Raw genomic sequence first — 21,024 nt, forward strand, 5'->3', positions numbered from 1 at the left:
CACGACCCCGGCGGCGAACGCCGGGGCCGTGCTCCCGCTACTCGAATCAGACCCTGCGACGACGCCCCATCAGGAGCAGGAACGCGCCGCCGATCAGCAGAGCCAGACCGGCACCGAGCCAGCCCCAGACCGACGCACCCGTGGCGGCGAGCGGCGGCTTGGGCAGCAGACCCGCGTCGAGCGTCAGGTCCGCCCGCTTGTTCGGGCCGAGCTTGACGACGTGGGTGCATCCGGTCGCCGGGTCGGCGTCGGAGTCCTTCCCGTCGTCACCGGCGTTCGGCCTGGTCAGCTTGCGACCGGCGACGAGACCCGACTGCGGATCGGCGTTGAAGCAGACCTTGTACTCACCGTCGGGCAGATCGGTGAACAGGTACTTGCCGTCCTTGTCGGTCTTGCTCTGCGCCACCGGCTTGCCGGCGCCGTCCTGCAGGAACACCGGCAGATCCGGCACGCCGGGCTCGCCGGGATCCTGCCCCCCGTTGGAGTTGTTGTCGTACCAGACGAAATCACCAACGCGGTTGGTCGGCGGCACCAGACCCAGGTCGAGGGTCGGGTTGTCCCGCTTGCCCACGCCCACGGTGACCGGTGGCGTGCAACCACTTGCGGGGTCGACGTCCGAGTCCTTCGCGTCGTCGCCGGTGTTCGGCTTCGTCGCGACCCAGCCGGCCTGCTGGCCCGGCAGGGCACCCATCTCGAAGCAGACCCTGTAGGTCCCGTCCGGGATGTTCGGGAACTCGTACTTGCCGTCCTTGTCGGTCTTCACCGGATCGCCGACGGGCTTGCCCTTCTCGTCGACCAGCTTCACCGGCACACCGGGCACGCCGGGCTCGCCCGGATCCTGCACGCCGTTGCGGTTGGTGTCGGACCACACGAAGTCACCGATGCGGTTCGGCGGTGCGACCAGACCCGCGTCCATCGTGTAGTCACGGCGCTTGCCCACGCCCACGGTCACGGGCAACGTGCACCCGGTCGCCGGATCGGCATCGGAGTCCTTCGCCTCATCGCCCGAGTTCTGCTTGGTGAGCGTGTAGTCCGCCACCGCCGCAGGCAGGTTCTTGATGTCGAAGCACACCTTGTACGTGCCGTCCAGCAGGCCGTCGGTGAAGTAGTACTTCCCGTCCGGGCTGGTCTTCTTCGTGCCCAGCTCCTTGCCCTGGGCGTCGAACAGCTTGACGGTCACGCCCTCGACGGGCTTCTCGCCCTCGTCCTGCAGACCGTTCTTGTTCGCGTCGATCCACACGAAGTCACCGACACCGTTGGCCGGCGGGTGAATGCCGGCGTCCACGGTCAGGTTCTCGCGCTTGCCGACACCGAGCTCCACCTCGGGGGCGCAGCCGGTGGCCGGGTCGGCGTCCGAGTCCTTGCCGTCGTCGCCGACGTTCGGCGTCGTGTACACGAAGTCCTTCACCGCGTCCGGCATCGGTCCGAAGCACACCGTGTACTTGCCGTCCGGCAGGTCCGGGAACTCGTACTTGCCGTTCGGGTCGGTGATCGTGGTCTTGTCACCGGCCTTCACGGGAACGCCGGGGACGCCGGGCTCGCCGTCGTCCTGGACGCCGTTCTTGTTGTCGTCACGCCACACCAGGTCGCCGAGCTTGTTCGGCGGGGACACCAGACCCAGGTCCAGGGTCAGGTCTTCCCGCTTTCCGGTGCCCAGCGTGGTCTCCGCCGTGCAGCCGTCGGCGCCCGCGTCGGAGTCCTTCGCGTCGTCACCACCGGCGTTCTGCAGCGTGACCTTGTAGTCCTTCACCACCGCGGGCAGGTTCGCGAGGTCGAAGCACACCTTGTAAGTGCCGTTCGGCAGGTCGTTGAACAGGTACTTGCCCTCGGCGTTGGTCGTGGTGGTGGCGCCCGTGTTCAGCTTGGCCGTCACGCCCGCGACCGGGATGTCCGACGCGTCCTGCAGACCGTCCTTGTTGACGTCGACCCACACGTAGTCGCCGAGGCGGTTCACCGGCGAGATCAGACCCATGTCGATGGTCGGATCCTCCGGCTTGTCCACGTTCAGCTCGACCTCCGGCGCGCAACCCGTTGCCACGTCGGCATCCGAGTCCCTCGCGTCGTCGCCACCCTCGTTCGGCTTGGTGACCTGGTAGTCCGCGACCGGCCCCGGCAGAGCGGCGAGGTCGAAGCACACCTTGTACTTGCCGTCCGGCAGGTTCGGGAACTCGTACTTGCCGTTCGGGTCGGTGGTCGTGGTCTTGTCACCAACCTTCACGGTGACCCCGGGAACACCGGGCTCGTTCGGGTCCTGGACGCCGTTCTTGTTCTCGTCGAGCCACACCGTGTCGCCGAGCTTGTTCGGCGGCCTGATGCCGAGGTCCAGCGTGAGGTCCTCGCGCTTGCCCGCACCGAGCGACGTCGGCGGCGCGCAGCCCTCGGCGTTCGCGTCGGAGTCCTTCGCGTCGTCACCGCCCGCGTCGGGACGGGTGACCAGGTAGGACTGGTACGGCGCCGGCATGTTCTTGATGTCGAAGCACACCGTGTACGTGCCGTCCGGGAGGTCCGGGAACTCGTACTTGCCGTTCTCGCCGGTGGTCGTGGTCTTGTCACCGACCTTGACGGTCACGCCCGGCACGCCCGGCTCGTCACCGTCCTGGACCCCGTTGCGGTTGATGTCGACCCAGACGTAGTCGCCCAACTTGTTCGGCGGGGAGACGAGACCCAGGTCCAGCGTCAGGTCGACGCGCTTTCCGGTGCCCAGCGTGGTTTCCGCCGTGCAGCCGTCCGCACCCGCGTCGGAGTCCTTCGCGTCGTCGTTACCGGCGTTCTGCGTGGTGACCTTGTAGCCCTTCACCGCCGCAGGCAGGTTCGCGATGTCGAAGCACACCTTGTAGGTGCCGTCGAGCAGGTTGTCGAAGAGGTACTTGCCCTGCGCGTCCGTCGTCGTGGTCGCGCCGGTGGACAGCGTCGCCTTGACGCCCTCGACCGGGATGTCCGACGCGTCCTGCAGACCGTCCTTGTTGACGTCGATCCACACGTAGTCACCGAGGCGGTTGACCGGCGGGATCAGGCCGAGGTCGATCGTCAGGTCCTCCGGCCGGTCCACGTCGAGCTTCGTCGGCGGGGCGCACCAGGTGTCGGCGGCCGCGTCCGAGTCCTTCGCGTCGTCGGAACCGGCGTTCGGGGTGGTCGGGATGTAGTCCGCGACCGGCGTGGGCAGGTTCGTCTTGTCGAAGCAGACCGTGTACTCGCCATCGGGCAGCTTGTCGAAGAGGTACTTGCCGTCGGCACCCGTCTTGGTGGTCAGGTCACCGGCCTTCACGGTCACCCCGGCCACCGGCAGTTCGCCGTCGTCCTGCTGACCGTTCTTGTTGACGTCGATCCACACGTAGTCGCCGAGCCTGTTCGGCGGCCGGATGCCCGCGTCCAGCGTCAGGTCCTCGCGCTTGTCGGGGCCCAACGTCGTGGTGTGCGTGCACTTCGTCGCCGGATCGGCGTCGGAGTCCTTGTCGTCGGCGCCCGCGTTCAGGCGCGTCAGCAGGTAGCCCGCGTACTCGGCCGGTGCGGTCGAGATGTCGAAGCACACCTGGTAGGTGCCGTTGGGCAGCTGGTCGAACAGGTACTTGCCGTCCGCTCCCGTCGGCTTCGGCTGGCCCACCTGCGTGCCCGCGCCGTCCTTCAGCGTGACGGTCACGCCGGGCACACCCGGTTCGTCGCCGTCCTGCAGGCCGTTGCGGTTGGTGTCCTTCCAGACGAGGTCGCCGAGCCTGTTGTTCGGCGGCACGAGGCCCGCGTCGAGCGTCAGGTCCTCGCGTTTGGCGGCGCCCAACGTCGTCGTCGCGGTGCAGCCGTCGACGGCATCCGCGTCCGAGTCCTTCGTGTCGTCGCCGGCGTCCTTGCCGGTGAAGACGTACCCGGCGTACTGCGCGGGCAACGTCGACAGGTCGAAGCAGACCTTGTAGACACCGTCGTCGAGCTGGTCGAACAGGTACTTGCCCTGCGCGTCCGTCAGCTTCGGCTGGCCGACCTGCGTGCCGTCACCCTTCTTCAGCACCACGGTCACGCCGGGAACACCCAGCTCGCCGGTGTCCTGCAGACCGTTCTTGTCGGTGTCGACCCACACGAAGTCGCCGAGCCTGTTGGTGACCTTCGCGACGATGCCGGCGTCGACGGTGTGGTCGACCGAACCCGGCTTGCCGATGGTCACCTGGGCCTTGCCCGCGGCGTCCACATTGGAGTCGATGACCCGGTCGGGGCCCGCCTCCTTGGTCGTCCACTTCAGATCGGCCTGGTTCGGAGCACCCGGCAAGGTGGCCGCGTTCACCCCGGTCAGGTCGAAGGTCAGGTTGTAACAGGTGTCCGGCTTCAGGCCATCGGCCGTCCCGAAGTAGTACTCGCCCTTGGCGTTCGTGGTCTTCGGCTGCAGCGCGGCTCCACCGCCGGTGCACGGCGTCGCCGTCACCTTCACGCCGGGGATCGCGGGCTCGTTGCCGTCCTGCGTGCCGTCACCATCGGTGTCGAACCAGGCGCGGTTGCCGAGCTGGACGGGCGCCAGGTCGCACAGCGCCTCGAGGTCGGCGAGACCGTTCGCCTTGCCCCAGCCCTCGGTGTTCTGGTTGGAGATCTCGTACGAGTTGGAGTGCTGGGCGTTCTCCATCGTGCCGTCGGCGCGGTTGAACCAGCCGACACCACCCGTGACGATGGTCAGCGGGTCCATGATGATCGCCGGCATCCGGTCGGCGGACTTCACCAGCGCGGTCGCGCCCTGCGACGTTTCGTGGTGCGGGTTGTAGTCGGCCGTGCCACCCCAGAACTCGCCCGGGTAGTACTCGATGACGTCCGCGGCCTCGTTGCCGGAGTTGCCGTTGGTGCGGTTGTTCGGGCAACCGCCGGTGCCCTCCCAGTTGTAGGTGTTGCCGGACTTGCAGGCGCGGTTGAGGTCACCGCCGCTGAAGCCCTCCCAGCCCTTGTTCGGCTCCTGGCCGTTCGGCGCGGGCATCTCGAAACCGGTCATGTCACCGAAGCGGTCGCGGAAGTCGAGCACCAGGTCGCCGTTGGCCTCGACCTCGATGTCGGTGAGCAACGCCATCGGCCGGGCCGCGCAGTTCGGGCAGTCCTGGTTGCCCTTGAGGATCTGGGCCCAGCTGTCGTTCCACGGCAGCCACTTGTTGCTGCCCGGCACCAGGTTCGACGCGTAGCCGCGCGGGAAGTTCAGCGACTTGTTGACGGCCGCGGCACCGAACGCGCCGTTCTGGAACGGGTAGACGACGGCCTTCATGTCGTTGGCGTTGTTGGAACTCTGCGCGGAGCAGACGCCGCCGAGGTAGATGACGCCGTCGCGCACCGCCAGAGCGCCCGGCCGCCAGTCGCCCGCGTTCGCGCACGCGCCGGCCGGCGTGGCGTAGGAAGCCTTCGGCGCGGCCGCCGTCGCCTGGGTGGCGTCGTAGACGTAGAGCTTCTTGTCGGCCATGTTGACGACGTAGAGCTCGCTGCCGTCCTCGGACAGGTCCAGGTCACCGAGCGACTCGGTGCCGGGAACGCTGTAGAACGGCCCGTCGAAGTTCGTGTTCATGTTGTGCGGCTTGGTACCGGCGTCCGGCACCTTGGTGAACAGCGACGCCGAGCCACCGGTGGACGGCGTCACGTAGATCGCGCCCTGACCCTCGGGACCGTAGGCGGCGAGCCGCTTGGCGAACGCGCCCGCGAAGATCCGCTTGTCCTGCTTGCGGTACGCGAGACCGAACACCGTGCCGATGTCGCTCTGCTTGAGCAGCTGCGTCGGCGCCGGCGCCTTCTGCCGCGCGGTGAACGGGAACGAGATCAGCGAGCGCGCGTTGTTGTCGGCGCCCGGCTTGACCGCGTTGCGCTGGCAGGCCGTGATGAGCGTCGGGGTGGACTGGCAGTAGTCGGCCGGGTTCCACAGCGCCGTCGTGACGCTCACGTTCTTGTTGCCGGAGACGTCCACGAACATCGTGTTGCTCTCGAGGCCGGTACCCGCGGGGGCGGGCTTGAGCACGCTGCCGGCCGGAGGGTTCACCTGCACGCGGTACTTGCCACCGCTCACCGGGCCGAGCCCCACGGTCACGTTGCCGTCCGCACCGGTCGTGCCGGTCGCGGACTGGCCCGCGGGGTCGGTCACGACGACGGAGGCACCGGCCACGCCGACTTCGAGCGCGGCCTCGTACGTGCCGTTCGCGTTGACGTCACGGATGACTTTCACGGTCAGCGAACCGTCGCCTGGACCGGCTTGCGCCGCTGGGATCACCACGGCGGACGATGCGGCCACGAGCGCGGCGAGCGCGGCGGCGAGCGGGCGTTTCACGAAATCGCTCCTAGGCAGCAGGTCGGGGGGCACACTGCGGGAATCTGGAAAGTGCCACCGTTTCCGCAGGTCCGCCCGTCGTTGACCACGCTCGGGCATCCACTTGTCGCTCTTCTCGGTGAACTTGCCGCCCGTACCCGGCCGCCTGATATCCGTTTTCTGTTGCGGTCCGTAGACCGTTCTCCCCATGTCGGGTGTATTGCGCTTCACGATCGTGAATTCGCGTTTAGACCAGGACGTTGCGGAGAGCGACTGTCCACTGAGGAGGTTCGCTCCACCGGGTCATCTCTGATCGCGCAGGTCACGGCTTGACCTTTCGGCTGATGACTCTGAACGGGTGAATCCCCACTTCGGACTCAGCTTTTCCTGGTTTCAGCGCCTGTAACCGGTGAAGGTCGCCTGCGGGCGCTTAAGGACACGAGCGGATGCTGAAGGGAAGACCGTTGAGCACACCGGAGCCGGTCGACGACCAGGGCTTCGCCGACTTCTTCCGCAGCTGCCTGCCCGTGCTGACCAGGACGCTCGCGGCGCTGACCGGCGACACCCGCGTGGTCGAGGACGTGGCGCAGGAGGCGTTGCTGATCGCACGCCACCGGTGGGACGACATCCGCTCGTACGACAAACCTGAGGCGTGGGTGCTGAAGGTGGCACTGAGGCTGATGCGCCGCTGGCAGCAGCGCCACCAGTGCGAGACGCCCCTGGTCGCGGTGCCCGCGGTCGATGCGCTCGACCAGGTGCACGAGGTGGAGGCGGTGCACTCCGCCCTGCGGCAGCTCTCCCCCAGGCACAGCGAGGTCGTGGCGCTGCACCACCTGCTCGGCTACTCGATCAGCGAGATCGCGTCCGTGCTGATGGTCGGCGAGTCGACCGTGCGCACGCACCTCACCCGTGGCCGCGCCGAGCTGCGGCGGATCCTGGGAGGCAGTGATGACTGAGAGGACCGACCGGCTGCTGGCCCGGTTCGAACTCGACGAGGCGGTCGAACGGCTCTACCGCGCGGGCGAGGCCGCCGAACGGGCCGGAGACCTGCGCGAGGCGGCCGTGCGGTTCCGGGTCGTCGCCGACCAGCGCCTCGGTGACGCGGCCGTACGGCTGGCGCGCGTGCTGTTCGCACTCGGCGAGAACACCGAGGCCGCACGGTGGTGCCGGCTCGCCGTGGCCGACGGGTTCCCCGAGGCCGACGAGCTGATCCAGGAGAACTCCGAGGCCAGGCAACGGTTTCTGGAGCACGCGGCCAGGGTGATGGTCGGTGCGCCGACCTTCGACTGGCTGCCCGCGGAGGCGCCGTCCGAACGCATCGCCGCGGAACGAGTGCAGGCGCGCACACGGGCGTTGCGCGAGCTGGACCGGCGCTACGGCGGGATCGCCTGCCACGCCTCGGTGCTGGAGCACCTCGCCGCCGTCGAACCGCAGATCGTCATCGGGGACGCCCCGACCTGGACAGCGGTCGCGGAGGTGCACGAACTGGCGGGCTGGACCGCGTTCGACAGCGGGCTGCCCGGCGTGGCGCTGCCGCACTTCTCGCGGGCCCTGACGCTGGCGAGGCAGGCGGAGAACGAGTCGCTGATCGCCTCCGTGCTGACACGGGCCGGACGAATGTTCCTGCACCACAACGCACCTCAGGAAGCGCTGAAAGCGTTCCAGCTCGGTTTCGTGGCCGCGCACAACTCGTGGACAGACCAGCGCGACCTGACCGATCCCGCGCGGGCAATCGCGTCACTCACAACAAAAGTTGAGACATATGGCGAGGAACGCGTGCGTGCCCGCACGATCGCGTTGACCGTGCTGGCCCGCAACCACCTCGCGATCGGTGACACGGCCACTGCCGGCGAGTGCGCCGGCGAAGCCGTGGCAGCGGCGAAGAACCTGCGTTCGGTGCGCGCCGACGACCAGCTGCGGTGGCTGGACCACGAAGCCCGCGTCGCCGGCGCGTCCGGGCTGGTAGAGCAGATCTCGGCCCGTTTCGCGCGCTGTGACTGACGTTTTCACCCGATCCGGGCCGATACACGCGTGCGCGCAAACGGGTAGGTTCTCCGGCATGGCCGAGCCTTTTTCGTGGGTCCCCACAGGAATCAACACGGATGTGCCCAGCGCGGCACGGGTCTACGACTTCCTGCTGGGAGGTGGCCACAACTTCGCGTCGGACCGCATGGTCGGCGAGAAGGTGCTGCAGGTGCTGAAGGACGGCCGCGCGATCGCGTCGTCGAACAGGTCGTTCATGCGCCGCGCGGTCCTGCTGATGATGGAGCAGGGCATCACCCAGTTCCTCGACCTCGGCTCGGGCATCCCGACGGTCGGCAACGTCCACGAGATCGTGCAGCAGGAAAACCCCGACGCACGCGTCGTGTACGTCGACTACGACGAGGTGGCGGTCTCGCACAGCCAGCTCATCCTGGAAGGCAACGACAACGCAGGCGTCGTGCAGGCGGACATGTGCCGGCCGGACGACGTCCTGTCCGACCCGGTCGTGAAGGACCTGATCGACTTCTCCAAGCCCGTCGGCCTGCTCATGGTCGCCGTGCTGCACTTCGTCTCGGACGAGAAGGGCCCGGCCGAGGTCGTCGCCCGCTACCGCGACGCCATGCCGGCCGGCAGCCTGATCGCGCTGTCGCACCTGACCGCGGACTTCAAGCCGCAGGAGATGGGCGCCGTCGTCGAGGCCATGAAGCACAGCCGAGACCCGATGTACTTCCGCTCGCACGCGGACTTCGAGCCCATGTTCGCGGGCATGGAGGTGCTCCAGCCGGGCGTCGTCGCGGCACCGAAGTGGCACCCCGAGCTCGGCCCGGCCGGAGAAGGCGGCCCCGAGGACGTGTACGTCGGGGTCGGCCGGAAGCTCTAGCCCTGCGCTAGCGGAACTTCCAGACCTGGGCTGCGGACGCGTTACAGCTCCAGATGTTCAGACGCGTTCCCGGCGTGCTCGACGCGCCGGGGTTGTCCAGGCACAGCCCCGACTGCGGGTTCTGCACCGTGCCGTCCGGACGCACGCGCCATTGCTGCGCACCGGTCCCGTTGCACTCCCACAGCTGAACGATCGTGCCGTTGACGGTGCCGCTCTTGTCGACGTCCAGGCACTTGCCGGAGATCGCGATGGTGCCGTCCGCGACGACGCGCCACTTCTGCGCATAGGAGTTGTTGCACTCCCAGATCTGCACCGGGTTGCCGTTGTCGCTGCCGCCGCCGTTGTTGTCCAGGCAGAGGTTCGACGGCAGCTCGACGGAACCGGCACCGGAGGGAAACCGCTCGGTCGGCAGCGCCGGCGTGTTCGAGTGGTAGAAGTCGATGGCCAGGTAGTTCGCGGTCTTGCGGGCCGCGGGCTCGCAGAAGCGGCGGGCGCGGTCGGCGGCCTTCGAGTTGTCCGTCGCGACGGTGCCTGACATCGGGACGTCGCGGAAGTGGTTCATGACGAAGAGCGGGCGGAAGCCGGCTTCCGTTGCGGTGAGCGGCTTCTCGCCCCAGCGGGAGTAGCAGGACCAGTCGGAGGCGCCCGCACCGGAGCCCATCGACCAGTAGTTCTCGACGGTCCAGTCCTTCTGGTACAGCACGCCCGAGTTCTCGCGGCCGTCCTTGCTGTGGTCGGTGAAGATGAGCAAACGCTTGCCACTGGCCCTCATCTGCGACAACGTCGGCCAGCCGTTCTCCCGCACGCCCTCGGCGCGGTAGAGCACGTCGTTCAGACCGCTGACCTTGGCGAGCTCGGCTCGCAGCACGTCGGCGGAGACGTAGTCCTCCAGGAAGACCGTGACGACCTCGGTCGGGCGTGACTTCAGGAAGTCGACGATGCGCTTGATGTCGACGTTGAGAGCGACGGGCTTGCTGACGGCGGTACAGCTGTTGTGGCAGAGGATCGCGCCGTCGGACGTCTGGTGGATGTCGAGCATGAAGCCGCGGACGCCGTCGCCCAGCTGTTGCACGATGCCGCGGGACTGGTTCGGGGCGATGTTGCCGAAGGTGAAGCCACCGTCGACGCCGTTCGCGTAGGCGTTGTGGGAGGTCAGGAACGTCATCTGGTCCAGGCGCGGGTCGCTCGGGGCCGGGACGCGGACGGGGTTCACCGGCGTGAGGAACCAGGTGTCGTTGCCGGTGCCGACGCGGACCTGGTCGGTGCCGGAGGCGATCAGGTAGCGGGACGAGCCGGGGTCCTTCAGCCGGTAGCGGTCCTGGTCGTCGAGGGTGGCGACCCACTGGGCGTCCGCGCTCGAGCAGCTGACCATCTGGGCGGCGTCGCCGGAGCGGCCGAGGCACTGGCCGCCCTCGGACAGCGTGCTGCCGTTCCAGGTGAACTGCTGGCGGTCCTCGTTGCCCTTGGGGCGGTGCTGGACCACGGAGGAGCCGGAGACGGCCGCGTTCTGGCCGGTCACGGCACTTTGCAGGTAGTACGAGCCGTTGGGTGCCGCCTGGGCGTCGACAGGGACGACGACCAGCAGCGACAACAGCGCGAGTGCAGGGATGATGCGCATGGGGTGCAGGCTCGCGGATCAACGTGAACGTGAAAAGGCTTCACACGGAATTCCGTCCGAACCGAGACATCTGTGGGCCAGGCCACACAAGCCGATGCAGCGGATCGAGGGGTCGCGGGGGTTTCCCGGACCGCCAACGACCACGGACACGAAGGGGGCGGCGTGGGGTTCGACCAGTTCGTCGCTGACCGGCTCGACCGGCTGCTGAGGTACGCCACCGCGCTCACCTGCGACAAACATCTGGCGCAGGACATCGTGCAGAACGTCCTTCTGCGCGCGCAGGGCAAGTGGGGACGCATCGGGGAGATGGACGTCCCCTATCTCTACGTGAAGCGCATGGTGACCAACGACTACCTGTCGTGGCGGCATCGCAGGGCCGCGCGGGAGATCGCCGTGGAACGCAGCGAGCTCGCCAAGCACGTGCCGTCCACGGCTGATCCGGCCGACGCGCACGCCGAACGAGAGGCCATGCGCGCACGCATCGCTGTCCTGCCGCGCAAGCAACGTGCCGCATTGGTGCTGCGGTTCTACGAGGACTGCTCCGACGCGGAGATCGCACAGGTGCTCGGCTGCACGGAATCGACCGTGCGCAGCCAACTCTCTCGCGCGCTGCAGACGTTGCGCGCCCACGAAATCGCCCGATCCGCCGCCCTGGGGGTGCACTCATGAACGACCTCATCCGCTCGGCCATCGCAGCGGAGGCCGAGGAGCGCGTCGACTCCCGGACCGTGCTGGCCGAACTGCACAAGCGCAATGCCCGCAAGCCGTTCGGCATGATCATCGGCGTCGCGACGCTGACCGTGGCCGCCGCTGCGGCGGCATTCATCGTCCCGACGGCCATCAAGAAGACCGAGGCCGCGCCGCCGGCGACGAGCCCGACAGCGCCGAGCACCGCGCAGAACGTGCTGCTCCTGGGTCTCGACGAGGTCGGCAACACGGACTCGATCGTGTACGCGCGATTCAGGGAGGACGGCACCGTGAGCGCCGTGTCGCTGCCGCGCGACGTGCTGGTCGGCCAGGAGAAGATCAACAGCCTGTTCCTGGCGGACCCGAAGAAGCTGACCAGCGCCGTCGAAGCGCTGACCGACACGAAGGTGGACCACTACGCCGCGATCAAGATGTCCGAGTTCGGCCGGCTCTCGTCGGCCGTGGGCGGTGTCGAGGTCTGTTTGAAAGCCGCCACCGAGGACGACATCAGCGGTGTGAACCTGCCTGCGGGCAAGTCGATCCTCCAGGGCAAGGACGCACTCGCGTTCCTGCGCCAGCGCCGCAACCTGCCCAACGGTGACCTGGACCGGATCAAGCGACTGCACGCGGTCCTCAGCGGGATCGCCGCGAAGGTCACCAAGGACAACGCGCTCCCTCTCGCACGCGAGATCAGCAGGTCGATCAGCGTCGACCAGGGGTGGGACGTGCTGGAGTTCGCCCAGCGGTTCCAGGGCCCGGTCAAGATCCGGACGACGATCATGCCGGTCGGCACCCCCAAGGACATGAACCCTCCCTACGAAGTCAGCCCTGGGACGGGGAAGACGTACGTCGGGAAGCAGTTCGCCGACCCGACGCCCACCGAGACCGGGTGCGTGAACTGACGTTCACACCAATGGAGCATCAAGTCGCCCCTTTGGACAGCCGATGACCAGCATGTAGCCCGCCGAATGGCCGCTACGATCACTCCGTGCGCGAACCCCTTGAGCGAGACCACGAGATCGCGCACATTCGTGAAGCTCTGGACGCGGCCACCCGTGGTGAGGGTCGTGTCGTCGTCATCGAGGGCCGTGCCGGGATAGGCAAGACCAGGCTCGTGCGCGAGTGCCGTGAGCTGGCCAAGGAGCGCGGGTTCGGGCGACTTCAAGCTGTCGGCGACGCCCTGGAGAGCGCCATGGCGTGGGGCGTCGTCCGGCAGATGGTCGAGCGCTCGGTCACGCGGTACTCCGGCGAGATCAGGGAGAAGATCCTGGCCGGGCCGTCCGGGGCCGCGCTCAAGGCCCTGGACGACGCCGCGCTCGACCCCAGCGAGGCCGAGCTCGCCCGCACGCTGCACTCGTTGTGGTGGGTCGCGGTGGATCTCTCCTCCACCCGCCCGCTGCTGATCACGGTGGACGACGCGCACTGGGCGGACCTGTCGTCGTTGCAGTTCCTCGTCTACCTGTCCCGCCGGATCGCCGACCTGCCGATCGCGCTGGTCGTCGCGACCCGGCCACCCGCGGACAACTTCGGGCCGCTCGCGCAGCTCAGCGTGTCCGCGGACCGGTTGATGCCCCGCCCGCTCACCCCGGAGGCGATCCAGGCCCTGGTGGGCGGGCATCCCGAGGTGATCGCCGCGCTGCACGCGGCCAGCGGCGGCAACCCGTTCCTGACCGGGGTCCTGGTCGACGAGCTGCGGGCGCTCGGGCTGCCGCTGGACGAGCCCGCGACGGCCGAGCGGATCAGCGGGCTCGGGCCCAGCACCGTCTTCCGGGCCACGCTCGGCCGGCTGCCCGCGCCCGCCGTGGCGCTCGCGGGTGCGGTCGCCGTGCTCGGGTCGCACGCCGATCCGTGGCAGGCCGCCGCGCTGGCCGACGTCGCCGACCTACCGGCCGCCGTCGAGGCGCTGGTCGCGGCGAACGTGCTCGTCACCAGTGAGTACCTGGAGTTCGTGCATCCCGTGGTGCACGAGGCGGTGCTGACCGGCCTCGGACCGATCGCGCGCGCCTCGTTGCACGCGCGCGCTGCGACTTCCTTGTGGGAGGCGCACGCACCGGCGGATCGAGTGGCCGCGCATCTCGTGCACGCTCCTAAAGGGACCCTGCCGAACGCCGCGGAGGTGCTGCGCAAGGCCGCTTCCGCACTGCTCGCCGCCGGTGATGCCACGACCGCGGCGGCGCATCTGGCGCGAGCCGTGGACGAGCGCCCGGACGACGCCGGGTTGCGGGCGGAGCTGGGGCGGGCGTTGCTGCGGACCGGGGACGCGGTGAACGCGCACCGGCATCTGAAGGCGGCCGCGGTCGGGTTGCCGGACGCGGAACTCGTGGCGGCGGCCGCGTCGGCGACGGCGGTGATCGAGGGACCGGCGGCGGCGATCGACGAGCTGACCGAGGCCATCGCGGCCCGGCCGGACGGCGAGTCGCGGCTGCACCTGGAGGCACGGCTGGCGGTGTTCCGCTCGTTCCTGCCGGAGCAGCGGCCCACGGCGTCGCTGCACCTCAGCGGCTACGCGGGTCTGGCGGGCGGCACACCGGACGAACGCACGTTGCTCGGCCTCGTCGCGCAGATGGGGCGCTACGAGGTGTGGCCGCACGACGAGGTGGCCGCGACGGCGACGCGCGCGCTCGCGAACGGTGCGTACCTCGACGACGCGACGGGCAGCACGGACGCGATGGTGGCGTGGCTGGTCGCGTTGCTCGCGCTGATGGCCGCGGACGGCGTGGACACCGCACGGCGCGAGATCGACCGCGCCCGGCTGAAGGTGCGGGCGCACGGCTCGCCGGTCGAGTTCGCCATGGTCACCAACGCCTCGCAGTTCCTGAACTGGCGCTGCGGCAACATGCAGGTGGTCGAGGCCGAGGCGGAGGGCGCGCTCGCGGCCATCGCCCAGGAGGACCCGGTGTCGCAGGTGATCGGCCTGCGCGCGACCTCGACGCACTTCGCCGCCTATTCGGCGCTGGAACGCGGTGACGTCGCCGCGGCGCAGGCGGCGATGGACGCGTTCGACCTCGCGCACGCCGGGTCGCCGCCGATGATGCCGACGATCTGGCTGCACGAGGTGCGGGGCCTGATCGCGCTGGCCCGCGGAGACGCGGCACAGGCGCTGATCGAGGCCCACCGGCAGCGGGACGCGATGGCCGCGGTGCAGGTCGACCCGCCGACGATCCCGTGGCGCGGGGTGGCCGTGCGGGCGTTGCTGCTGCTCGGCGAACCGGCCGGGGAGCTGGCCGCGGAACAACTCGACGTGGCGCGCAAGTGGGGTGCCGCGACCGAGGTGGGCGCCGCGTTGCGCCTGCTCGCGCACACCTCCGCCGGGTCACGGCTGGAGCTGCTGACCGAGTCGGTGTCGGTGCTGGAGGGGTCACCGTCCCGGCTGGAGCTCGCCCGGTCGCTGGTGGACCTCGGCGAGACGCTGCGGGTGGCACGGCGGCGGACGGACGCGCGGGAACCGTTGCACCGAGCCATCGAGCTGGCCGCGCAGTGCGGCTCGACCGCGCTGCGAACGCGCGCTGTCGAGGCGTTGGAGGCCCTGGGCGACCGGCCGCGGCGGCAGATCGTGATGGGTGCCGAGATCGCGGGTACGGGGTCGCTGACCGCGTCCGAACGGCGGGTGGCCGACCTGGCCGCGGCCGGGAGGGCGAACCGGGAGATCGCGCAGGAGCTGTTCGTGACGCCGAAGACCGTGGAGAATCACCTCGGCCGGATCTACACGAAGCTCGGAATCGCAGGTAGACGGGATCTCGCTCGCGTTCTTGCCTAGTACAGATGCGGGTGGGGGTGGTCCTGATACACCCATCTTTCGCGGTTTCGAGTTGAGGGATCTCCCCTCATGCGTCTGGGGGTCTGCCTCGGCGAATCTTGTGTCACCACAGGGGAACACAAGATCTCGAAGGGGAAACCGAAATGATCCGCAACGCTCTGATCGCCGCCGCCGCTCTCACCGCCGTAGTCGCCCCCGCCACCGCGATGGCTGACCCGATCGTCGGCACCCCGGCACCGTGCGTCACCGCTTCCGACCTCACCGGCCCGGACTTCAACGTCCGCAAGTGCGGCGTGAGCGATGTGGACCAGTTCCGCGTCAACCTGGACAACAACGGCAACGCCTACTGCGGCCCGACCTCGCTGTACAACGTCCTGCACTACTGGGGCCACGTGAAGGGCGCGCCGATCGGCTGGGGGCCCACGAGGGTCAGTGACATCGACCCGCAGAAGCAGAGCGACTACGACCTCAACACCGCAGCCATCGGCAAGATCGGCTTCGACGCCAAGTACAACGGCGCCACCAACCTGACGAACCTGCGCACCGCGTGGGACATCGCCACCCAGCCCGCCCGTGACGCCGGCTGGCAGACCTCCCGGGGTGTCGTCAGCACGCTCGAGAACCCGGACTTCGCCGGTGACCTCGCCCGCAAGCTGAACGAGGGTCCCCTGCAGCTCGTGTACGGCCGCTACAAGGACGCTCCCGCCCCCTACTCGTTGCAGCGCAGCGGTGGCCACATCGTCACGGTCGTGTCCGCCACCGGCTCGTTCGGCGGCAACGTCATCAAGCTGAAGCTGGCCGACCCGGGCCGCGCGGCTGACCACAACAAGACCGCCGACTACCTGCTGACCCAGTCCGACTACGAGGCGCTCGACGTCACGCTGACCAAGCGCGTGTTCCAGCAGTACTCGCCGAGCAAGGACGACGAGAACACCGCCGAGGACGAGTCGATGGAGCCGGGCACCTACAAGTGGGTGACGCGCTGGGAGCTGACCGGCACGCGCTACGTCAGCGACACGACCCGTCAGATGGTCGAGGGCTTCAACTGGTTCGACATGGCCAAGTGATCACTGGTTCTTCCGGGGCCGCACCCTTCAGGGGTGCGGCCCCTTCGCCATAGCCTGATCACCATGGCCAGCCGCGACCGGGAAGAAACCCGCCGCCGGTTGCTCGACGCCGCGTTCGTGGAGTTCGCGGCCTACGGGTTCGGCGGCGCGCGCATGGAACGCATCGCCCGCATCGCCGGGTGCAGCGCCGGTCTCGCCTACACCTACTACGGCGGCAAGGACGCGCTGTTCGATGCCGTGCAGTGCGAGGTGGTGGACGCGGCGTTCGTGGAGTTCGACGCTCACGACCTGCCCGAGTACGCGGCCCGGTTGTACGACCGGCAGCACCGGCATCCTGAACTCGCCCGGCTCGCCACGTGGCACCAGCTGGAGCGGCCGGGCCGGGTCAGCCGGGCCGCCGAGGTCGAGGCGATCCGCCGGGCACAGCGGCAGGGGCTGGTGTCCACGTGCTTCACCGCGGAGCAGGTGCTCGCGCTGGTGCTGGCGATCGCATCGATGTGGTCCAACGCGCCGGACGACGGCTCGGACCACGTGGCGCGGCGGCGGACCGTCGAGGACGCGGTGCGGCGGCTGGTCGGGCCCTGACTCAGCCGGCTGCGGTTAGCCTGGCTGTATGCGCGTTCTCGTCGTTGCCGCACCGTTGCTGGGTCACGTCTTCCCGTTGATGCCGCTGGCCCTGGCCCTGCGCGAGGCCGGCCACGAGGTCGTGGTCGCGACCGGCGGCGAGGCACTGCGGGTCCGCGACTCCGGTCTGCACGTCGAGGAAGTGGTCCCCGCGGACGTCCGGTTCGGACCGATCGCGCTGCGCATCATGGTCACGCATCCGTTGGTGGCCAAGAGGGAGCTGCGCGGGAGCGGCAGGCTCGACTTCGTGTCCCGGCTCTTCGGCACGGTCGGGAACGCGATGACCGAGCCGCTGCAAGCCCTTGCCAGGCGGTGGAAGCCGGACGTCGTCGTGCACGAACCGCTGGCCGCCGCCGGGTCCGCGTTGAACGTGCCGTCGATCGTGCACGACGTGTCCTTGTTCGACGGACTGGAGCTCACCGCCGCCGTCGGGGCTCGGATGAAGGCCGAAGTGCGTTCCCCCGCAACGGTTCTGCGCACCGCTCCGCCGACGCTGGCGGAGTTCCCCGGAGGGCGGCTCATGCGGTTCGTCGCCTACAGCGGTGACGGCGAGGTGCCTGCGTGGCTCGCCGAACCGTCCGGCCGGCCGCGCATCCTGGTCAGCCGCAGCACGGCACCCGGTCCCGGTGCGGGCCGGATGATGGCGGCGGTCGCGAAGGCGGCGGACCGCGTCGACGCCGAGTTCGTGCTGGTGCGGCCGGCACGGACGGAAGGCCTGCCGGACAACGTCAGGACGGTCGGGTGGGTGCCGATTCCGCGCGTGCTGCCGTTCTGCGACGGCATCGTGCACCACGGCGGCGCCGGCACGGTGCTCGGCGCCTTGGCCGCCGGCGTGCCGCAGCTCGTCGAACCGGGCCCCGGTGACCGGACGGTGCACGCGAACGCGATCACCGGGCGGGGCGCGGGGCTGAAGGCGGGGCCGCGGGAGATCACGCCGGAACTGCTCACCCGGCTGATCGAGGACTCGAAGCTGCAGCGGGCCGCCGGTGAGCTGTGCGAGGAGATCGCCGAGATGCCGGCACCGGCGGACATCGCCGCTCAGTGGGAAAGCCTCGTCTCCGCCGAGATCGAGTAGGCCACTCGATATTTGCCCCACCGTAATAGAGCAACACCTAATGTGTTCGCGTGCGCATTCTCTTCTCGAGCTTAGGCTCGCACGGACACACATACCCCTTACTCCCGCTCGCGATCGCCGCCCGCGAGCAGGGACACGACGTTCTCTACGCCGTCGACCCCGGATTTCACCAGACCGTGGCAGAGCTGGGTTTCACGGTGGTCGATGCGGGCCTGAGCATCTGGGCGGCGTTCCGCCAGGCCAACGAATTGCACGGCACACCCGAGTTTCGACGCGAGATGTTGCGGCAAACGGCGGTCGACGCCTTCGGTTCCGTGCTGCCGAGGGCCTACCTGACCGACCTGGAACCGGTGCTGGAACACGACAAGCCCGACCTCGTCGTGTTTGAGATCATCAACCCCGGCGCGGGTCTCGCCGCCATGAGGGCGGGGATTCCGGCGGTGTGCCACGGTTTCGGCAAGATGGACGAGACCCTTGTCCCCGAGGCCATGAGCGACCTGTTCCTGGAGTACGTGACGGAACTCGGTATTACCTTGCCTGATGGGCATCATTATGGACTCGGATCACCTTATCTCGACGTCTTCCCACCGTCTTTGCAGGATCTGAGCTATCTCGCGGACGTCGATCGGATTCCGATGCGGCCGATACCGTTCGCCGAACCGGGCGAATTGCCCGAATGGGTGGCCGGGCACGCGAAGCCGCTGGTGTATCTGACGTTCGGCACGGCTTTCGCCAATCCCGACGTGCTGGGGACGGCGATCGCCGGGCTGGCCCACCTGGACGCCGAGGTGCTGGTCGCCACCGGGCCGCAGGTCGAGCCGTCCGCGCTGACCGACGTGCCGGGCAACGTGCACGTGCTGCCGTGGGTGCCTCAGGCGGATCTGCTCGCGCACGCAGATCTCGTCGTGCACCACGGCGGCGCCGGCACCACGGTGAGCTCGATGGCGGTCGGCCTGCCTCAGCTGGTCCTGCCTCAGGGGGCCGACCAGTTCCGCAACGCCGAGATCGTGGCGAACGCCGGACTTGGCGCCCAGCTCGTCGGCGAGGAGTTCACGCCGGACGCCGTCCACGAGGTGACGCGGAAGCTGCTGCAGGACAACGACGTGCACCGCGCGGTGGCGGGCATCGCCGCGGAGATCGCGGAGATGCCACACCCGGACGACGTCGTGCCGAAGCTCGTCGAGCTGGCCGGGTGAGAACCCGACCGGTGCCCGGTGACTACTCGCTGGGCACCGGTTTCAGCGCCGACACCGCCTCGTCCACCGAGTCGTGCAGGGACAGCACGTCGACCACTCCCGTCACCTGCAGTGGTCGCTTGACCGCGCGATGTGGTGCCACGACGTGGAAATCCGTGCCGTACTCGCCTGCGAGCTCGTGGGCCGTGATCAGCGTGGAGATGCCGGTCGAGCCGAAGAAGCTGACCCCGGTGAGGTCGGCGACCACGGCGGGACTGGGGGATTCGAAGCCGAGACGCAATGCGTCCAGCACGATGTCCGCGGTGTCGACGTCCATCTCGCCTTCCACCGCGACCACCACCACCCCGGCGAACTCTCTAGCACGCACGGTGAGCAGTGGAGACTCCTTGAACCGATCTTCGTTCACCAGTACTCCCCGGTGGCCGAAGCACATGTAGCTCGGACTCCGAGCACACTGCTGAACCCGGCTACCCACGACGTTACGACCGTTGCTTCCACACCACAACCTATTGCCCGCCCAAACGACGGACGGCGGCGACCAGCTCGGTGTTGCGGGCGCCTTTGGCCAGGTAGTCCATGACGCCGGCCCGGCGCATCTCGTCGACCGCGCCCGCGTCGGTGTAGGCGGAGAACGCCAGGATGCGTGTGCCGGGCGTCCGCTGCAGGATCTCGGTCGCCGCGTGCGAACCGCCGCCGTGCGGCATCCGCACGTCGAGCACCACCACCGTCGGAGCGTGCCGTTCGGCCAGTTCAACGGCCTCACGGGCGTCCGCGGCGACCGCGACCACCTCCATGTCGGGTTCGTCGTCGAGCACGTCGCGCAGGACGTCCCTGATCAGGGGATCGTCGTCGGCGATCAGCACCCGGAGGATCACGGCCGCACGTCCGGGAGCCAGAACTCGACCACCGTGCCGCCGCTCTCCTGTCTCATGACGGTGCACCAGCCGCCCGCAGCCTCCGCCCGTTCCCGCATCTCGATCAGGCCGAAGTGACCGGCGTTCGGGTCGAGATCGGGCAGGCCCACGCCGTCGTCGGTCACCCGCACCAGGAACCCGCGGTCCACTGTGGACAGCGTGGCGGTGACGGTCGTCGCCCGAGCGTGCTTGCGGACGTTGGTGAGCGCTTCCTGGCAGATGCGGAAGATCGTCACGGCCGCGTCGTTCGAGGGCTCGCGCTGGAGCGTGTTGCGCACCTCGCCCGACATGGCGGTGTCGGAGAGGTAGGCGACCAATGACTCCGTGAGCCCCTGGCGTTCGATGCCGGGCGGACGGACGCGGAACACCAGGTTGCGCAGCCTGCCGATGGCGTCGCGCACGGCGTCGTCGAGCTGCTCGACGGCCTCGCGGTGCTCCTCCGGGAGCTTGCGGGCGAGCAGCTGCAGCCGCATGTCGACGGCGACCATGGCCTGGATCGTGTCGTCGTGGACGTCCCACGCGATTCGCTGGCGTTCCTGCTCCTGCGCCTCGACGAGGTGCGCGAGCAGCCGGCGCCGATCGATGAGCTGCTGCTCGGCGCGCCGCCGTTCGGTCATGTCCCTGGTGACCTTGCCGAACCCGCGCAGCTCGCCGTCCTCGCCGCGCAGGGCCGTGATGATCACGTTCGCCCAGAACCGGGTGCCGTCCTTGCGGACCCGCCAGCCCTCGTCCTCGAGCGTGCCCTCCGCCCGCGCGACCCGCAGCTCCCAGTCCGGTTTGCCCGACTGCACGTCCTCCGGCGGGTAGAACGTGGAGAAGTGCCGCCCGATGATCTCGTCGGCGGTGTAGCCCTTGATGCGCTCGGCACCGGCGTTCCAGCTCACGATGTGCCCGCCGGGGTCGAGCATGAAGATCCCGTAGTCGCGGACACCCTGAACGAGCAGCCGGAACAGTTCCTCGCTCTCCTGCACGGCGTCAT

General features: G+C 69.0%; 15 protein-coding genes. 10 read left to right on the plus strand and 5 right to left on the minus strand.

Going from position 1 to position 21,024, the window contains the following annotated elements; translation table 11 throughout:
- Positions 1–46: 46 nt before the first annotated feature.
- Complete coding sequence (locus tag ACIA8G_RS15880; RefSeq protein WP_396419186.1) at positions 47–6,265, minus strand: SdrD B-like domain-containing protein; 6,219 nt, start codon at positions 6,263–6,265, stop codon at positions 47–49.
- 425 nt (positions 6,266–6,690) lie between these two features.
- On the opposite strand from ACIA8G_RS15880, the gene ACIA8G_RS15885 reads away from it, so the two are divergent.
- From ACIA8G_RS15885 to ACIA8G_RS15895, 3 genes are read left to right on the plus strand one after another with little or no spacing between them, the layout of a single operon-like run.
- Positions 6,691–7,200, plus strand: a complete 510-nt coding sequence (locus tag ACIA8G_RS15885) for an RNA polymerase sigma factor (RefSeq protein WP_396419188.1) — start codon at positions 6,691–6,693, stop codon at positions 7,198–7,200.
- Positions 7,193–8,245, plus strand: a complete 1,053-nt coding sequence (locus ACIA8G_RS15890; protein WP_396419189.1) for a hypothetical protein — start codon at positions 7,193–7,195, stop codon at positions 8,243–8,245. The genes ACIA8G_RS15885 and ACIA8G_RS15890 overlap by 8 nt, the downstream gene beginning before the upstream one ends.
- Positions 8,246–8,303: 58 nt before the next feature.
- On the plus strand, positions 8,304–9,107 hold the full coding sequence (locus tag ACIA8G_RS15895) for an SAM-dependent methyltransferase (protein ID WP_396419191.1): 804 nt from the start codon (positions 8,304–8,306) through the stop codon (positions 9,105–9,107).
- 7 nt (positions 9,108–9,114) lie between these two features.
- Here the strand turns inward: ACIA8G_RS15895 and ACIA8G_RS15900 are convergent, their stop codons facing one another.
- Complete coding sequence (locus tag ACIA8G_RS15900; protein ID WP_396419192.1) at positions 9,115–10,725, minus strand: ricin-type beta-trefoil lectin domain protein; 1,611 nt, start codon at positions 10,723–10,725, stop codon at positions 9,115–9,117.
- Positions 10,726–10,887: 162 nt separating this feature from the next.
- On the opposite strand from ACIA8G_RS15900, the gene ACIA8G_RS15905 reads away from it, so the two are divergent.
- From ACIA8G_RS15905 to ACIA8G_RS15935, 7 genes are all read left to right on the plus strand, one after another.
- Positions 10,888–11,394: a SigE family RNA polymerase sigma factor gene (locus tag ACIA8G_RS15905; protein WP_396419193.1), complete on the plus strand. Its 507-nt coding sequence runs from the start codon at positions 10,888–10,890 to the stop codon at positions 11,392–11,394.
- On the plus strand, positions 11,391–12,314 hold the full coding sequence (locus tag ACIA8G_RS15910) for an LCP family protein (protein ID WP_396419195.1): 924 nt from the start codon (positions 11,391–11,393) through the stop codon (positions 12,312–12,314). Before ACIA8G_RS15905 ends, ACIA8G_RS15910 begins: the two co-directional genes overlap by 4 nt.
- A gap of 86 nt (positions 12,315–12,400) precedes the next feature.
- The gene (locus tag ACIA8G_RS15915; RefSeq protein ID WP_396419196.1) at positions 12,401–15,169 is read left to right on the plus strand and encodes an AAA family ATPase; all 2,769 of its coding nucleotides are present in this window, start codon (positions 12,401–12,403) and stop codon (positions 15,167–15,169) included.
- 143 nt (positions 15,170–15,312) lie between these two features.
- Positions 15,313–16,236, plus strand: a complete 924-nt coding sequence (locus ACIA8G_RS15920; protein ID WP_396419197.1) for a hypothetical protein — start codon at positions 15,313–15,315, stop codon at positions 16,234–16,236.
- 63 nt (positions 16,237–16,299) lie between these two features.
- A complete protein-coding gene (locus ACIA8G_RS15925; protein ID WP_396419198.1) occupies positions 16,300–16,821 on the plus strand; it encodes a TetR family transcriptional regulator in 522 nt (173 codons plus the stop codon).
- Between the two features lie 28 nt (positions 16,822–16,849).
- The gene (locus ACIA8G_RS15930; protein WP_396419199.1) at positions 16,850–17,935 is read left to right on the plus strand and encodes a nucleotide disphospho-sugar-binding domain-containing protein; all 1,086 of its coding nucleotides are present in this window, start codon (positions 16,850–16,852) and stop codon (positions 17,933–17,935) included.
- Between the two features lie 50 nt (positions 17,936–17,985).
- Entirely contained in the window at positions 17,986–19,131 is a 1,146-nt protein-coding gene (locus ACIA8G_RS15935) for a glycosyltransferase (RefSeq protein WP_396419201.1), read from the plus strand.
- 22 nt (positions 19,132–19,153) lie between these two features.
- On the opposite strand, the gene ACIA8G_RS15940 is transcribed toward ACIA8G_RS15935, so the two are convergent.
- The 3 genes from ACIA8G_RS15940 to ACIA8G_RS15950 form a co-directional block, all read right to left on the minus strand.
- On the minus strand, positions 19,154–19,537 hold the full coding sequence (locus tag ACIA8G_RS15940; protein WP_396419202.1) for an STAS domain-containing protein: 384 nt from the start codon (positions 19,535–19,537) through the stop codon (positions 19,154–19,156).
- A 100-nt stretch (positions 19,538–19,637) separates the two neighbouring features.
- Positions 19,638–20,006 carry a response regulator transcription factor gene (locus ACIA8G_RS15945; protein ID WP_396419203.1) on the minus strand — a complete coding sequence of 123 codons (369 nt, stop codon included), beginning with the start codon at positions 20,004–20,006 and terminating at the stop codon, positions 19,638–19,640.
- Positions 20,003–21,016 (minus strand): PAS domain S-box protein, encoded by a 1,014-nt coding sequence (locus ACIA8G_RS15950; RefSeq protein ID WP_396419205.1) that lies wholly within the window; start codon positions 21,014–21,016, stop codon positions 20,003–20,005. The genes ACIA8G_RS15945 and ACIA8G_RS15950 overlap by 4 nt, the downstream gene beginning before the upstream one ends.
- Between the last annotated feature and the right edge of the window lie 8 nt (positions 21,017–21,024).

It is taken from the genome of Lentzea sp. NPDC051213, assembly GCF_044455585.1.
In the GTDB taxonomy this organism is placed as follows: domain Bacteria; phylum Actinomycetota; class Actinomycetes; order Mycobacteriales; family Pseudonocardiaceae; genus Lentzea.

Excerpts from the sequence above, each read along its gene's own strand:
- ACIA8G_RS15920 (WP_396419197.1), top strand. The coding sequence starts at position 15,313 with ATGATCCGCAACGCTCTGATCGCCGCCGCCGCTCTCACCGCCGTAGTC.
- ACIA8G_RS15890 (WP_396419189.1), top strand. The coding sequence starts at position 7,193 with ATGACTGAGAGGACCGACCGGCTGCTGGCCCGGTTCGAACTCGACGAG.
- ACIA8G_RS15900 (WP_396419192.1), bottom strand. The coding sequence starts at position 10,725 with ATGCGCATCATCCCTGCACTCGCGCTGTTGTCGCTGCTGGTCGTCGTC.
- ACIA8G_RS15895 (WP_396419191.1), top strand. The coding sequence starts at position 8,304 with ATGGCCGAGCCTTTTTCGTGGGTCCCCACAGGAATCAACACGGATGTG.
- ACIA8G_RS15930 (WP_396419199.1), top strand. The coding sequence starts at position 16,850 with ATGCGCGTTCTCGTCGTTGCCGCACCGTTGCTGGGTCACGTCTTCCCG.
- ACIA8G_RS15910 (WP_396419195.1), top strand. The coding sequence starts at position 11,391 with ATGAACGACCTCATCCGCTCGGCCATCGCAGCGGAGGCCGAGGAGCGC.
- ACIA8G_RS15885 (WP_396419188.1), top strand. The coding sequence starts at position 6,691 with ATGCTGAAGGGAAGACCGTTGAGCACACCGGAGCCGGTCGACGACCAG.
- ACIA8G_RS15925 (WP_396419198.1), top strand. The coding sequence starts at position 16,300 with ATGGCCAGCCGCGACCGGGAAGAAACCCGCCGCCGGTTGCTCGACGCC.